The 14,174-nt window shown below is 61.0% G+C and carries 15 protein-coding genes and 1 tRNA gene; 6 read left to right on the top strand and 10 right to left on the bottom strand.

What is annotated here, in order from left to right; genetic code table 11:
- The first annotated feature begins 134 nt into the window (after positions 1-134).
- Positions 135-224, top strand: a tRNA-Ser gene (locus tag PverR02_RS23780).
- A 286-nt stretch (positions 225-510) separates the two neighbouring features.
- Complete coding sequence (locus PverR02_RS23775) at positions 511-2,103, top strand: sensor domain-containing diguanylate cyclase (protein ID WP_079444521.1); 1,593 nt, start codon at positions 511-513, stop codon at positions 2,101-2,103.
- Here PverR02_RS23775 and PverR02_RS23770 read toward each other — a convergent pair.
- From PverR02_RS23770 to PverR02_RS23745, 6 genes are all read right to left on the bottom strand, one after another.
- Positions 2,100-3,140, bottom strand: a complete 1,041-nt coding sequence (locus PverR02_RS23770) for a DMT family transporter (protein WP_046382400.1) — start codon at positions 3,138-3,140, stop codon at positions 2,100-2,102. The genes PverR02_RS23775 and PverR02_RS23770 overlap by 4 nt on opposite strands.
- 77 nt (positions 3,141-3,217) lie before the next feature.
- Positions 3,218-3,553 carry a hypothetical protein gene (locus tag PverR02_RS23765; protein ID WP_046382401.1) on the bottom strand — a complete coding sequence of 112 codons (336 nt, stop codon included), beginning with the start codon at positions 3,551-3,553 and terminating at the stop codon, positions 3,218-3,220.
- 93 nt (positions 3,554-3,646) lie between these two features.
- The gene (locus PverR02_RS23760; protein ID WP_079444520.1) at positions 3,647-4,000 is read right to left on the bottom strand and encodes a gamma-glutamylcyclotransferase family protein; all 354 of its coding nucleotides are present in this window, start codon (positions 3,998-4,000) and stop codon (positions 3,647-3,649) included.
- An 18-nt stretch (positions 4,001-4,018) separates the two neighbouring features.
- On the bottom strand, positions 4,019-4,678 hold the full coding sequence (locus tag PverR02_RS23755; RefSeq protein WP_079444519.1) for a M24 family metallopeptidase: 660 nt from the start codon (positions 4,676-4,678) through the stop codon (positions 4,019-4,021).
- 77 nt (positions 4,679-4,755) lie between these two features.
- Positions 4,756-5,334: a DUF4337 domain-containing protein gene (locus PverR02_RS23750; RefSeq protein WP_017848491.1), complete on the bottom strand. Its 579-nt coding sequence runs from the start codon at positions 5,332-5,334 to the stop codon at positions 4,756-4,758.
- 54 nt (positions 5,335-5,388) lie between these two features.
- Positions 5,389-6,273 carry a LysR family transcriptional regulator gene (locus PverR02_RS23745; protein WP_046382404.1) on the bottom strand — a complete coding sequence of 295 codons (885 nt, stop codon included), beginning with the start codon at positions 6,271-6,273 and terminating at the stop codon, positions 5,389-5,391.
- Between the two features lie 93 nt (positions 6,274-6,366).
- Here PverR02_RS23745 and PverR02_RS23740 point away from each other — a divergent pair, with 93 nt between their 5' ends.
- Both PverR02_RS23740 and PverR02_RS23735 read left to right on the top strand, forming a co-directional pair.
- Entirely contained in the window at positions 6,367-7,335 is a 969-nt protein-coding gene (locus PverR02_RS23740) for an NAD-dependent epimerase/dehydratase family protein (protein ID WP_079444518.1), read from the top strand.
- 90 nt (positions 7,336-7,425) lie between these two features.
- Positions 7,426-8,115, top strand: coding sequence for an HAD-IA family hydrolase (locus PverR02_RS23735; RefSeq protein WP_017848488.1), 690 nt, complete (start codon positions 7,426-7,428; stop codon positions 8,113-8,115).
- Positions 8,116-8,133: 18 nt separating this feature from the next.
- On the opposite strand, the gene PverR02_RS23730 is transcribed toward PverR02_RS23735, so the two are convergent.
- Positions 8,134-8,880 (bottom strand): 3-oxoacyl-ACP reductase family protein, encoded by a 747-nt coding sequence (locus PverR02_RS23730; protein WP_017848487.1) that lies wholly within the window; start codon positions 8,878-8,880, stop codon positions 8,134-8,136.
- Positions 8,881-9,006: 126 nt separating this feature from the next.
- On the opposite strand from PverR02_RS23730, the gene PverR02_RS23725 reads away from it, so the two are divergent.
- Positions 9,007-9,930 carry a LysR family transcriptional regulator gene (locus PverR02_RS23725; RefSeq protein WP_017848486.1) on the top strand — a complete coding sequence of 308 codons (924 nt, stop codon included), beginning with the start codon at positions 9,007-9,009 and terminating at the stop codon, positions 9,928-9,930.
- 15 nt (positions 9,931-9,945) lie between these two features.
- Here PverR02_RS23725 and PverR02_RS23720 read toward each other — a convergent pair whose 3' ends face one another.
- From PverR02_RS23720 to PverR02_RS23710, 3 genes are all read right to left on the bottom strand, one after another.
- The gene (locus PverR02_RS23720; RefSeq protein WP_046382407.1) at positions 9,946-10,668 is read right to left on the bottom strand and encodes an aspartate/glutamate racemase family protein; all 723 of its coding nucleotides are present in this window, start codon (positions 10,666-10,668) and stop codon (positions 9,946-9,948) included.
- A 12-nt stretch (positions 10,669-10,680) separates the two neighbouring features.
- Positions 10,681-12,210, bottom strand: a complete 1,530-nt coding sequence (locus PverR02_RS23715; protein WP_079444517.1) for an NCS1 family nucleobase:cation symporter-1 — start codon at positions 12,208-12,210, stop codon at positions 10,681-10,683.
- A gap of 408 nt (positions 12,211-12,618) precedes the next feature.
- Positions 12,619-13,353: a phosphoadenylyl-sulfate reductase gene (locus PverR02_RS23710; protein WP_046382409.1), complete on the bottom strand. Its 735-nt coding sequence runs from the start codon at positions 13,351-13,353 to the stop codon at positions 12,619-12,621.
- A 152-nt stretch (positions 13,354-13,505) separates the two neighbouring features.
- On the opposite strand from PverR02_RS23710, the gene thrH reads away from it, so the two are divergent.
- Positions 13,506-14,123 (top strand): bifunctional phosphoserine phosphatase/homoserine phosphotransferase ThrH, encoded by a 618-nt coding sequence (thrH, locus tag PverR02_RS23705; protein ID WP_017848482.1) that lies wholly within the window; start codon positions 13,506-13,508, stop codon positions 14,121-14,123.
- Positions 14,124-14,174 lie beyond the last annotated feature (51 nt).

Raw genomic sequence — 14,174 nt, 5'->3', positions numbered from 1 at the left:
ATCATCGCCCTCGCCTGGCCCGTCACGGAATACCGGTCTAACCGCATGAAAATTCTGAAAAAAACCTTTGCCATCAGCAAGTCTTTCGACTACATTAGCGCGCCTCGACAGACTGAACTGGTTTGACGAGATACGGTGAAGTGTCCGAGTGGCTTAAGGAGCACGCCTGGAAAGTGTGTATACAAGAAATTGTATCGAGAGTTCGAATCTCTCCTTCACCGCCACATTCTGCAAACACAAACCCCTGATTTTCCTAGTGAAAGTCGGGGGTTTGTGGTTTCTTGCGGCTGAAAAAAAGGCCATATAGGCCCAATGTGGGACTGACGCTGTTTTTTTCCGTCAGCCTTCGGACACGCCCGCTCGGCGCGTTCAGAATTGGCAGGTGGGCTTCCAGGCTGGTTAAACGGGCTGCTTCGGTCAACGATGGTCGAAGAGGTGCCTGCGAAAACAAGGACGATTCATCCTGCATCGAATCGTTTGCAATTCTTCCGCCCATCCGGACTGCGTAATATGACCACCCGACCGAAGCCGAAACTCAACCTTCGTATTCTGATTCTTATCTTTGTAATGCTTTCGGCAATCGCAACCCTGGCCAACAGTTTTTGGGTGACGTTCACGATTCAGAAGCAGGAGTTGATCGAGAATGCGCTGGAAGTGAACAAGGCCTACGCCTCTCGGATCGCCCGGAGTGTGGAGCAGGTACTCAATTCCGACCTCGATAAATTGAAATACAGCTCGTTCGTCATTGGCAAAGCGTTTGGCGATAAGCAGAATTTGACGGAGGAAGCCCAGCGACTGTTTGGGCAAGACGCCAGTTTCAACTCCGTGTTGATCGCCGATGCGACGGGGACAATCATTGCCTCGGCTCCCGAAAACCTCCACCTCGATGGGCGCACGCTGCAACACCGCGAGCCTCTCAGCCTTCGCGTGCCGATAATCAGCAACGCGTTCAAGTCCATGGCTGGCAATCTGGTGGTCTTTGTCAGCCACCCCATATTCGACGCGAAAGGAGAGTACCTGGGGCTGATCGGGGGCAGTGTCCGACTTGAGCAGAGGAATACGCTCCAGGCGCTGATGGACACCAATGTGCGCAAGGACGGGGCGCATGTCTATCTTGTCGACAGCGCCCGCCGGGTGCTCTATCACTCCGATCCCGAGCACATCGGGACTGTCGCTGGAAAGGGGTTGATCGACGACGCGGCGCTCAGTCGCGACGGGGGAACATTGCAGGCGATAGATGCCGATGGCGTGCAAATGCTCGCCGGTTTCGCCAGGGTGCCCATCAGCGGTTGGGGGGTGATCTCGCAGCAGCCGCTCGATAACATCCAAGCCATCCTGCGACACACCATGGCCAAGGTGGCGCAGGGCATCGCGCCGCTGGCGCTGTTCGGAATCGTGTTGATCTGGTGGCTGGGCGCGCGAATCTCGGTGCCGTTGTCCAGGCTTGCCGATTGCGCCAAACGGCTGGATTCGCCGGATAGCTACGAACGTATCAGCGCAATCCCGACGCGCTATTTCGAAAGCTGGCAGATTCGCAGAGCGCTGCTGCTCGGTGCCACCCTGCTGCAGGAAAAGATCGGCAAACTCAACCAGCAAGCGCAAACCGATGTGTTGACCGGGCTGGCCAATCGCCGGGCGATGCAGGACGTTCTGTTGCGCTGGCAGGATGCCTACAAGGCGTTCGCGGTCGTGTCCATGGACATCGATCACTTCAAGCGCGTGAACGATACATTTGGCCATGGCGTGGGCGATGAAACGCTGCGCGCCATTGCGAGGCTCATGCAGCAGAATTCACGGTCCAACGACCTGCCTTGTCGGGTCGGTGGCGAGGAGTTCGTGTTGTTGTTACCCAATAGTTCGCTTCAGGTTGCAACGGATGTCGCCGAGCGACTGCGTGCCTCGATCGATGCCGCCAACATCGAAACGGTCGGGCACATCACCGTTTCGATGGGCGTCGCGCTATGGCATCCCGGTGGCGATTCGATATCCGCTGTGCTGGAGAGGGCTGATCAGCTTTTGTATCAGGCCAAGCAAAGCGGGCGTAATCGGGTGGTAGCGGAGCAGGCTCGATGGGAGGCTGTGGCTATCGGGTCAAGCCTTTAATGCCGATGCCGATGATGAATATCCGGAAAATGTGGATGGCTATGCTTGATCGGGCTATGGGTATGCAGGTGACTGTGCGGCATCGCCGGGTCCCACTCGAACGGGTGTTCATGTTGATGGTGTTCATCGTGGACATGCCGATGCCCGTGTTCCGTCGCCTCATGCTGATGTGCATGGGCGTGGCGCTCGGTCAGGTGCAGCCACACCCCGGCGGCCATCAGCGCTGCTGCAATCCAGAACGCGCCGTTCACCGACTCGCCCAGTACCAGCAAGGCCAGCGCGGCGCCGAGGAACGGCGCGGTAGAGAAATAAGCGCCGGTACGCGCACTGCCCAGCCCGCGTAAGGCCAGCACAAACAGCACCAGGCTGATGCCATAGCCGAGAAACCCGACCAGCAAGATCGGCGCGAGCTGCGCCAGGCCGGGGATCTGCGCGCCGAGATACAGCGCCAGGCTGCAGTTGACCACGCCCGCGATCAAGCCTTTGGCACCGGCGATAAACAATGCGTCCGAGGCCGACACTTTACGTGTCAGGTTGTTATCGATGCCCCAGCACAGGCAGGCCACCGCCACGGCGAGCGGCCCGGTCCAATCGTGACTGTCGGCGCCGCCTTGGGGCCATGACAACGCCACGCCACCCAGCACAATCGCAATCATCCCGAGGACGATGCGACGGTCTGCGTTTTCCCTGAACACGAGCCAGGCGATCAACGCGGTCAATACCGATTCAAGGTTGAGCATCAGCGACGCGGTGGCGCCCGAGGTGCGGGTCAGGCCGAACATCAGGGCCACGGGCCCGAGGATGCCGCCGAACGCAATGGCGCCGAGCAGCCAGGGCCATTCGGAGGGGGTCAAGCCGGTGGGGGTCCAGCCGCGATCGCGGATCAGGCGCACGATGGCGAGTCCGGCACCGCTGCCGAGGTAAAGCAGGCCTGCGAGCAGCACGGGCGAGAGGCCCAGGCCGAGGCTTTTGGCGAGCGGGGTGCTGGCGCCGAACAGCGCGGCGGCGGCGAGTGCGTAAAGGATACTGAGGTTCATGGGCCATCCTCGAAAGGTTGGCCCATGATACGTCGCTTGCTCAGGTCAAATCCCGCGCAAATAGAGCAACGTCCGGCTTAGTGTGCAGTTTTCAGCTTGACCACATCACCGGAGATCTTGGTGGTGTAACCGCTCAGCACCCAAGCCCAGAACCATTTTTCCTGGACTTCGGTATTGATCAGCGCGTCGCCACCTTTTGCCTGGATGGCAGCCGTCTGGGCGCGGACGAAACGGCTGTTCTGGCCGATCGGGATAACACCGAACAGCATGATGCCGGTGGCGCTGGCTTCACTGTGACCCAGCACGGTGTATTGGCTGCTGTCGTATTGCGGGGATTTGATGGCGGTGCCGGTGCAGCCGGCGAGGGTGAAACCGAGAACAGCTGCTGCAACCACTTTACTGACGTACTTCACTGAGTAACTCCATGGACTGAATCCCGAGATTCAATTCTCGGGGGGCGATACTCTAAACGCTCCTGTAACAGATTGAAATCAATCGCCCGTCGTTCAGGCTTGCACATACACCCAAGCCGTGAGGCCCGATGCCAGCGCCACGCTGACCCGCTTGTAGTCGGACACTTCATACGCATCCGCCGCCGCCAACTCCTGCTCGCTAATCTGAAACACCATGCCTTCAACGCTGGCGCCTTGTTCGGTGCTCGGCGCGACGATCGGGTGGTGGGTCTTGCCACTGGTGGCCAGCACTTGCGGGTCGGTAATTTCTACCCAGTTTTTCGAGTAGCCCAACATGGCGTCGTGCTGGCCTGCCAGTTCTCGGCCGAAGTTGGCGAGTTGGACGGCTTTGTCCTGCAGGGTGCCGTAGGAAAACAACAGCTCGGGAAATTCGGCGTAGCGTTCCATTCTGGTTCCTTTGAACGATTAAGCGAGGAGGTCTTCATAGAATGCGCCATACGGCTTGCTCGGGTGAGCGATCTGGATCTCCAGAATCCACAACCCTGCATTCGGGTAGTGCTCGAAGTCGCCGAGGTTGCCGCCACGATGGATCGCGTGGGGAAAGTCGCTGACGCGGTGGCCCTTGATGTCGAGGTTCAACTGCCAGCCCATGGCCTGGGCTTGTGCCTCGGCGTAGCGGTAGAGTTCGAGGCCGATGACCTGGTCGTTTTTCCAGCGCGCTTGCACGCGGTCGAACAGCGCTTTGGCCGCGTTGGCGCAGGCGATCATGTCCGGGTCGGTGCCGGTGGTGAACGTGGCGCCGGCGTCGCCTTCGTGACCTTGCCAGACGGCGCCCATGTCGATGAAGAAAATATCGTTTTCACCCAGTACCGGGTCGCCGTCGGAGTGTTGCTTGAAGGCCTTGAGGGTATTGGCGCCGAAGCGCACCAGCAGCGGGTGCCAGATGCGCTGCATGTCGAGGTCGGCGAGGACGTGTTTGCCCAACTCGCGCGCTTCGGATTCGAGCATGCCGGGGCGGATGCGTTGGGCCAGTTGTTCGATGGCCTGCCAGGTCATGGCCTGGGCGTAACGCATGGATTCGATACTGTAGGCTGCGCCCACGGCTTCTTTGGGTTGTGCGGACACCGGTATCTCCTTGTGCGGTGGTTAGCGTTATGCGGTTTACTATATAGCGACGGGTGTTGGGCGCCCAAGCGAAATTATCAGAAATGCAGCCCCGCCAGGCCGCCCAGCACCAAGGCCACACCGCCCGCGGTATACGACAGGCGCTTCAACCATTCCTTGCGCGTCAACAACGTGATCGCCGCCAACGAAATCGCGATCTGAATCGCCGTCATCGCCTGGGCCCAGCGGTGATGCTGGTGCAGGGCTTCTTCGGATTTCTGATCCCATTCCCGTGAGGTTGCCTCAAGCTTTTCGGCCTGTTTGCGCACGTCTTCCTTCTGGCCCTTGTAGCGCTCGCTCTCATCCTTGTAATGCGCAGCGTCCACACCGGGAATATGGGTAGCCAGTTCCGCCAGGTTTTGCCGGCTTGATTTGGCCTGGTAGTAGTTCCACTGGTTGGCGGCTTCGGTCTTGAAAATGGCAGCGTTGTTCTTGTCCATCGCCGCTTCGCTTTCGGTGGAGCCGGCCTGGTAGCTGAGCATGGCGCCAAGGGTGGCCATCAGCGCGGTCATCACGGCAATGCGGCTGGCGAAATTGTCACCGCGCGCGTGGGCATGTTCGGTGGTGTGTTCGATGTGTTTTTCGTGGGGGCTGGGGACTTCGAAGGCTTCGGTCATGGCGGCGGCCGTGAAGGGATTGAGGGATTTTCATTGTTCCTCAGCGAAGCTGTCTCAATCCTGTACGTAACGTTGCAAACCCGCCACCAGCGCATCAAACGTCGCCCGGCAGCGCGGGCTGTTGCGCAGGTCTTCGTGCATGGTGACCCAGGTGTCGAGTTTGAGCGCGAATGCCTCCGGCAGTACCCGGCGCAGGCGCGTGTCTTGTTGGGCCAGCTTGACCTGGCATCCGCCGATGCCGGCGCCGGCACGGATCAGCGCCAGTTGCGCCAGGTCGCTGTCGCTGCTGAGGGCGAAGGTGCCGCGCTCGAAGCCTTTGACGGCCAGGCTGCGGATAAACGCGTTTTCCCGGTCGTAGCCGATCACCGCGTGGTCGGTCAGGTCTTTCAGCTCTTGCGGCGTACCGTGCTGGTGCAGGTAATCGTCGCGGGCATGCAGGCCGACTTCGATCAGGCCGATGCGCTGTGCCAGCAATTGCTCCTGGCTGGGGCGGACCATCCGCACGGCGATGTCGGCTTCCAATTGCAGCAGGTCGCTCAGGCGGTTGGTCAGGACCAGTTCGACCTTGAGCTGAGGATGCTGTTGGCGCAACCGCGTGATGATCGGCGGCAGTACTTCCACGCCGACCACTTCACTGGCGGAGACACGCACCACGCCGCGCACTTCGTCGCCCTGGGAGGAGGCGCTGCGTTCCAGGGCGGCGGCCGTGCGCTCCATGGTCTCGGCGTGGGCCCTCATGGTGTGAGCCACTGCCGTCGGCAGCAGGCCGGTGGGGGAGCGAGTGAACAGCACCACGCCCAGGGCCGTTTCCAGCGCGGCAATGTGCCGACCGACGGTGGGCTGTGTGATGCCGAGCTGCCGTGCGGCCCCCGACAGCGATCCTTCCTTGAGTACGCCAAGAAACGATCGGTAAAGCTCCCAACCAATGTTCAATGCCATGCGTAAATGTATAGCGTCTGGATGGTCTTCGGCAATTCCTCTATAGCCAGGCTACGAACAGAATGGCCACTCCAACCAACGTGGGAGCGGGTGATGAGCAAGGTACTGGTATTGGGTGCAACCGGCGGTATCGGCGGCGAAGTGGCGCGACAGTTGAGCGTGGCGGGCTGGCAGGTGTGTGCGTTGACCCGGGATGTTGCCAAGGCCCGTAGCCAGAATGCTGCCTATACCTGGCTCAAAGGCGATGCGCTCAATCGCCAGGACGTCATCGCTGCGGCCCGTGGCTGCGCGGTGATCATCCATGGGGTGAACCCGCCGGGCTATCGCAATTGGGCCGAGCAGGTGTTGCCGATGATCGACAACACCATTGCAGCCGCCATCGCCGAGCGCGCGACCATCGTGTTGCCCGGCACGGTCTACAACTTCGGGCCGGATGCGTTCCCGGTGCTTTCCGAAGACTCACCCCAGCACCCGCTGACCCGCAAGGGCGCGATACGTGTGCAACTGGAGCAGCGCTTGCTTCAGTCTTCCCGCGAGGGCGCTCGTGTAGTGATCGTGCGTGCCGGGGATTTTTTCGGCGCCGGAGCGGCCAACAATTGGTTCTCCCAAGGCCTGGTCAAACCCGGTAAACCGGTGCGCGCGGTCAGCGCCCCAGGTGCGCCAGGCGTCGCCCACCAATGGGCCTACCTGCCGGATGTGGCGCGCACCATGCTCGAGTTGATTGAGCGCCGCGCCGCCCTCGAAGCCTTTGCCTGCTTTCATATGGCCGGGCACGTGGACAGTGATGGCACGCAGATGAGCCAGGCGATCCAGCGCGTAGTGTTACGCAGGACGGGCCTGCAACCGCGTGTAGGCGTATTTCCCTGGTGGCTGTTGAAGTTGGCTGCGCCGTTTGTCGTGACCTTTCGCGAGATACAGGAGATGCGTTATCTGTGGCAAACCCCGTTGCGTATGGATAACCAACGCTTGCTTGCGGCCCTGGGCCACGAACCCCATACGCCGTTGGAGCACGCGGTGGAGGCCGCATTGACCAGCCTGGGCTGCCTGCCCACGCCAGCCTGATCAGGCGCACGGCCTAAAAGGTTGCCTGCCGACAAGCGGGGCCGTTATTGTGCTGAATCCTTTTAGTCCTACCTCCAGGGTTTCGTCACGATGAATGCACCGCGTAGCGCAGTCGGTCCGATCAAGGCCGTGATTTTCGATATGGACGGCTTGTTGCTGGATACCGAAGGCATCTACACCGAAGTGACGCAGATCATCGCCGAACGCTTCGGACGTACCTATGACTGGGGGATCAAACAGCACATCATCGGGCGCGGGGCCCAGGACCTGGCCGACTACGTGGTCAAGGCGCTGGACCTGCCGATCACGGCGGCTGAGTTCCTCGAAATCCGTGAGCCGCTGATGAGCGAGCGTTTCCCCAGGGCGTTGGGCATGCCCGGCGCCGAAGCGTTGGTACGGCACCTGAACGCGCACAATATTCCGATTGCGGTGGGCACCAGTTCGTCGCGCAACTCCTTTGGCCACAAGACCACGCTGCACCGCGAATGGTTTGGCCTGTTCGGCACCATCGTCACGGCTGACGACCCGGAAGTCGGTGCCGCCAAACCCGCGCCGGACATCTTCCTCACCGCCGCGCGGCGCCTGGGCATCGCGCCGCAAGATTGCCTGGTGTTTGAAGACTCGCCGTTCGGCGTCACCGCAGCAAAGGCGGCCCGGATGACCGCCATCGCCGTGCCCGACGAAGCCATGGCCGACAGCAAGTACCACCACGCCGACCAGATCATCCGCAAACTCGCGGACTTCGACCTCGCCGCCTACGGCCTGCCGCCCATGTCCTGACCCGGTGCTTACAGGCGGTTATGCGCTGAAGCCACCGTCGATGGTCAGGCTGGCCCCAGTGATGTAACCCGCTTCCGGCCCGGCCAGGTAGGCCACAAAGCTGGCGATCTCCTCGACATGGCCATAACGGCCCACCGCCATCAACCCGATCAGGCTCTCGGCGAACTCACTGTTCGCCGGGTTCATGTCGGTGTCCACCGGCCCTGGCTGCACGTTGTTAATGGTGATGCCACGTGGCCCCAGGTCCCGCGCCAGGCCCTTGGTCAGGCCGACCAGCGCCGCCTTGCTCATCGCATACGGCCCGCCGCCGCCAAAGGGCATGCGTTCGGCGTTGGTGCTGCCGATGTTGATCACGCGGCCGCCTTCGCCCATGTGCTTGGCCGCTTCCTGAGTGGCGATGAATACGCTGCGCACGTTGATTGCCAGGGTCTGGTCGAAGTCCTCCAGTTTGAAGTCTTCCAGCGGCGCGATGGCCAGCACGCCGGCGTTGTTCACCAGGATATCCAGGCGCCCAAAGGCTTGGACCGTGGCGTTGACCGCGTTGCGAATCGCCGTGGCATCGGCGCTGTCGGCCTGAATCGCCAGGGCTTTGCCGCCGGCGCTGATCACGCTGTTCTGCAGTTCTGCGGCCTTGGCGGCGGAACTGACGTAGGTAAAGGCGACGGCCGCACCTTGCGCCGCAAGACGCTTGACGATGGCGGCGCCGATGCCGCGTGAACCGCCTTGAATCAAGGCGACTTTGCCGCTGAGGTTCTGGGTAGTCATGTTGATCTCCTCACTGTTCAAGGCGGGATGCCTTGTGGATGCAGCCGAGTATCGACCTCACCCGCCGCTGTCGGTAGACCCGGATTGCTATAGTCTGTGTAAACCAAAAGTTTAGAGTGGGCAGATATGGAGAGCTTCGGCAGTATCGAATGCTTTGTGCGCAGCGCCGAAGGCGGCAGCTTTGCCGAAGCGGCCCGGCGCTTGAGCCTGACCCCGGCGGCGGTGGGCAAAAGTGTCGCCAAGCTGGAAGCGCGCCTGGGGGTGCGGCTGTTCCAGCGCAGCACCCGGCGCCTGACCCTGACCGAAGCCGGCAAGCGGTTCCTCGCCGAAGTCAGCGACAGCCTCATCACCATTCAGAACGCCGTGGCCAACCTGGCCAGCGCCGAGGGGCGGCCGGTGGGGACGCTCAAGGTCAGCATGGGCACGGTGTTCGGTAATCGTTATGTCATGCCGTTGCTGGGGGAATTCGTCCGGCGTTTTCCGGATATCAGCCCGGATTGGCATTTTGACAACCGCCAGGTCGACCTGATTGGCCAGGGCTTCGATGCGGCCATCGGCGGTGGTTTTGAGCTGCCCCAGGGCGTGGTTGCACGCAAGCTGACGCCCGCGCACCGGGTGTTGGTGGCGTCAGCGGATTACCTGGCGCAACGCCCGCCGGTACTGGCGCCCGAGGATTTGGCGCGCTGCCTGGGCATCCTGATCCGCTCCCCGCAAACCGGCCGCGTGCGCTCCTGGCAACTGACCAGCCGCGAGCGCGAACAGCGTCCATTGGCGCTCAAGCCGCGCATGACCCTGAGCGACTCGGAGGCCGCCTGTTGCGCGAGTGCCCAGGGGATGGGCATTGCGCTGGTGAGCATGCCGATGGCAGTGCCGTTCCTCGACAGTGGCGCGGTGGTGCGGGTGCTGCCCGACTGGTACGTCGACGACGGCAACATCTCCCTCTACTACGCCGAACACAAACTGCTGCCCGGCAAGACCCGGGCGTTTGTCGACTTCATCCTCGAGCAGTTTTTAATCGCGGGACTGGCGCAGCGCTTCAGCGCGATTTGATCGCCGCGACCTGTTCTATCGGCTGCGCGGCCAGCCGATGACAGTCTTCGGCCGCGGGGTGGCGTAGGTCCTGACCTTCGACGTCGACAACCCCAATCGCACCAACCCTTCGGCAATCGTCACCGCCGCCGTTACCCCGTCCACCACCGGCACCCCGGTGCGCTGGCGAATGCGTTCGTCCAGCCCGGCCATGCCGCCGCATCCCAGGCAGATCACCTCGGCCTTGTCCTCGCGGATCGCCAGTTCCGCCTGCCGCACGATGGCCTCCATGGCCGCCAGCGGGTGTTCTTCCAGCTCCAGCACCGCCATGCCGCTGGCCCGCACCGAGGCGCAGCGTTGATACAGGCCGGCGAGTTTCAGGCGGTCCTCGATCAGCGGCACCGTGCGGTCCAGGGTGGTCACCACCGAGTAGGCGTGGCCGAGGAACATCGCGGTGGTGGCTGCCGCTTCGGTGATGTCCACTACCGGCACATTCAACAATTCCTGTAGGCCTTCGCGCCCATGTTCGCCATACCCGGCCTGGATCACCGCATCGAACGGCTGGTCGTAGGCCATCACGCGGTCCATCACCGCGATGGCCGCCAGGTAGCTCTCAAAATTGCCTTCCACCGATTCGGCGCCGAAGTACGGCGTGAGCCCGATAATCTCGGTGCCCGGCGAGGCCACGGACCGCGCTTGCTCGGCGATGGTCTGGGTGATGGATTCGGTGGTGTTGACGTTGACCACGAGGATACGCATGGAATGTCCTTTTTAATGACTGACGTTATCGACTGCAATGCTTTCACCGCTGACATCAGCGTAGAACGCTTGGCGCTTGGCGATCAGCCGGTACAACAGCCCTGCAATACCGGCGCCAAACAACCAGGAAAACGGCGAGACACTGGCAAACCCCGGCAACAGCGCCAGCAGGATGGCGATCACCGCCGCAGGAATAAATGCCGCCACCGCGCGCATATTCACACCACGGCTGTAGTAATAAACGCCATTCGGGTCTTCGCTGTACAGTTGCGGCACATCGACCTGGCTTTTACGGATCAGCCAGTAATCGACCATGATCACCCCGTACAACGGCCCGAGCAGCGCGCCCAGGCCGGAAAGGAAATACACGATCACCAGCGGGCTGTTGTAGAGGTTCCACGGCAGGATCAGCACCGCCACGGCTGCGCTGATCAACCCGGCGCGGCGGAAGTTCAGGTACTTGGGCGCCAGGTTGCTCAGCACAAAGGCCGGGGCGACGAAGTTGGCCATGATGTTCACCGCCACGGTGACGATCAGGAACGCCAGGCAGCCGAGTACCAGGAAGAACGTATTGGGGATCGCCGCGATGATCTCGGTCGGGCTTTCGATCACCCGGCCATTGAGCTGGAACTGCCCGCCGCAGAGCAACACGGTGATGGCGGCGAACACCAGGATGTTCACCGGCAGGCCCCAGAAGTTGCCGACCTGGATGGTCCTGCGGCACGGCGAAGAGCGTGCGAAGTCGCAGAAGTTGAGGATCAACGTACCGTAGATCGCCAGCCACAGCGCGCCGCCGGCAAAGATATTGCGCCACATCTCGCCACCGGTGAGCGGCTCGCGGATCGACCAGGCGATGTGGCCGTTGGCCTGGAAGTACATCCAACCGGCCAGCGAAGCGACGGTCAGCAAAATCACCGGCCCGGCGAAGCCTTCGTAGCGACGCACGGTCTCCATGCCATAGGCCAGGATCACCAGTTGCACGAACCAGATCGTCACAAAGCACACCCAGCCCAGGGTCGACAGGCCCAGGATCGAGTTGTGGTCATAGTCGGCAAACCCCGGATGAATCGCCGTCAGCAATACTCGGAACACCACCGAGGCCAGGTAGGTCTGGATACCAAACCAGGCAATCGCAATAACCGCACGGATCAAGGCCGGAATCTGTGCGCCGTGAATGCCGAAGCTGATGCGGCTGATCACCGGAAACGGCACCCCGGTCTTCTGCCCCATATAACCCGACAAGTTCATGAAGAAGTACACCAGCGCCGCGCCGATCCCCAGGGATAACAGAATCTGCCAGCCACCCAGGCCCAGCGCATATAAGCCAATGGCGAACGAGTAATTGGCGATGTTGTGTACGTCGTTGGTCCATAACGCAAAGATGCTGTAGCGCCCCCAGCGTCGGCCTTCGACCTTGGTCGGCGCCAGGTCCCGGTTGTGCAGGCGCGGGCTGAGTACCAGCGGGCCGGGGCTCGCGGCCTCGGGGTTGAGGGCGGAGGAGGGCAGATCCAGTGCGAGGGTGTTCGAGAGGCGTGTACGCATTCCGGCAGGCTCCAGCACTGCTGCAGCAAAGCCGCAGCGGGAAAGTGTATGTATGTTTTGTATTTATTGTATACAAAGCGTACTTCACCTTAAGCCACATACGTGCCAGTTTTCGATCTATGAAAACCTTGGTTAATTTCGTTTTTATAGGTTCTATAAATAACTGACTGAATTCAAAGCGATATAAATTGACCGTTTGAACAGGTATTTATTTTTGACGGGGCAGAACCTCTGTTTAGAGAATAAACAGCGGCAGAGAGGAGATGTTACGTTTTGGTGCGAAGGTCGGTGGATTGCACACATAAATGGCACCGATGGTTACATTTGTGTGTACATTTTTACGCTCGGTACAAAACAAATGTGGGAGGGGGCTTGCTCCCCCTCCCACATGGTTGACTGCGTCAGCGCTTAGGCCTTGCTGATGAGATTCCCGGCATGCAGCCCGCATTCCTTCTGCGTGGCTTCTTCCCACCACCAGCGGCCTTCGCGCTCGTGTTGGTTTGGCAACACCGGGCGGGTGCAGGGCTCGCAGCCGATGCTGATAAAACCGCGCTCGTGCAGGCTGTTGTACGGCAACTCCAGCATGCGGATATAACCCCAGATCTCTTCGCTGGTCATCTGCGCCAGTGGGTTGAACTTGTACAGGGTGCGCTCCGGGGTGGAGAAGGCCGTGTCGATTTCCAGCGCAGCCACTTGGCTGCGGGTGCCGGGGCTCTGATCGCGGCGCTGGCCGGTAGCCCAGGCGCGCACGCCGGAGAGCTTGCGGCGCAGCGGCTCGATCTTGCGCACGCCGCAGCATTCGCCATGGCCGTCTTTGTAGAAGCTGAACAAGCCTTTCTCTTTGACGAAGGGTTCCAGTTTGCTCTGGTCCGGCGAGATCAGCTCGATGTCGATCTTGTAAAACTCGCGCACCTGTTCGATGAAACGGTAGGTCTCCGGGTGCAGGCGGCCGGTGTCGAGGCTGAACACCTTGACGTTCTTGTTCAGCTTCCAGGCCATGTCCACCAGCACCACATCCTCGGCACCGCTGAAGGAAATCCACAGGTCATCGCCGAACTGGCTGAACGCCAGCTTGAGAATGTCCTGGGCAGATTTGTTGGCATAGGTCGTGGCGAGTTCAACGACATCGAAGGCTTGGTTCATCAGGACGGTTCCTACAGGTCAGTGGCGCTGAGCGCTCTATAGGAGAGTGATGGTATCAAAATCCGCCCTGCGTTGCGGCCGCCGCCTTGAATCGCTAGAGTTCGGCAGTCTTTTTGCTCGCTCGACTTGAACAATACAAATAGGAGTGTCTCGTGGAAATTGCCTGTCTCGACCTGGAAGGGGTATTGGTTCCGGAAATCTGGATCGCCTTCGCCGAAAAAACCGGTATTGAATCCCTGCGGGCGACCACCCGGGACATTCCCGACTACGACGTGCTGATGAAGCAACGCCTGCGCATCCTCGACGAACACGGGCTCAAGCTCGCCGATATCCAGGAAGTGATCGCTACCCTCAAGCCGCTGGACGGTGCCATCGAGTTCGTCAACTGGCTGCGCGAGCGCTTCCAGGTGGTGATCCTGTCGGACACCTTCTACGAATTCTCCCAGCCGCTGATGCGCCAGCTGGGGTTCCCGACCCTGTTGTGCCACCGCCTGATCACTGACGAAACCGACCGCGTGGTCAGTTACCAACTGCGCCAGAAAGACCCCAAGCGCCAGTCGGTACTGTCGTTCAAGAGCCTGTACTACCGCGTGATCGCTGCCGGCGATTCGTACAACGACACCAGCATGCTGGGCGAGGCCGACCGCGGGATTCTGTTCCATGCGCCGGAGAATGTGATCCGCGAGTTCCCGCAGTTCCCGGCGGTGCATACGTTTGAAGAGCTGAAGAACGAGTTCATCAAGGCTTCGAACCGGCCGTTGAGCCTGTAAGTCGTTCCGCGCAGTTGGCGGCCCCATCGCGAGCAAGCCCGCTCCCACATT

Source organism: Pseudomonas veronii (assembly GCF_002028325.1).
GTDB lineage: Bacteria > Pseudomonadota > Gammaproteobacteria > Pseudomonadales > Pseudomonadaceae > Aquipseudomonas > Aquipseudomonas veronii.
This window is presented reverse-complemented; position numbering and strand designations above follow the sequence as displayed.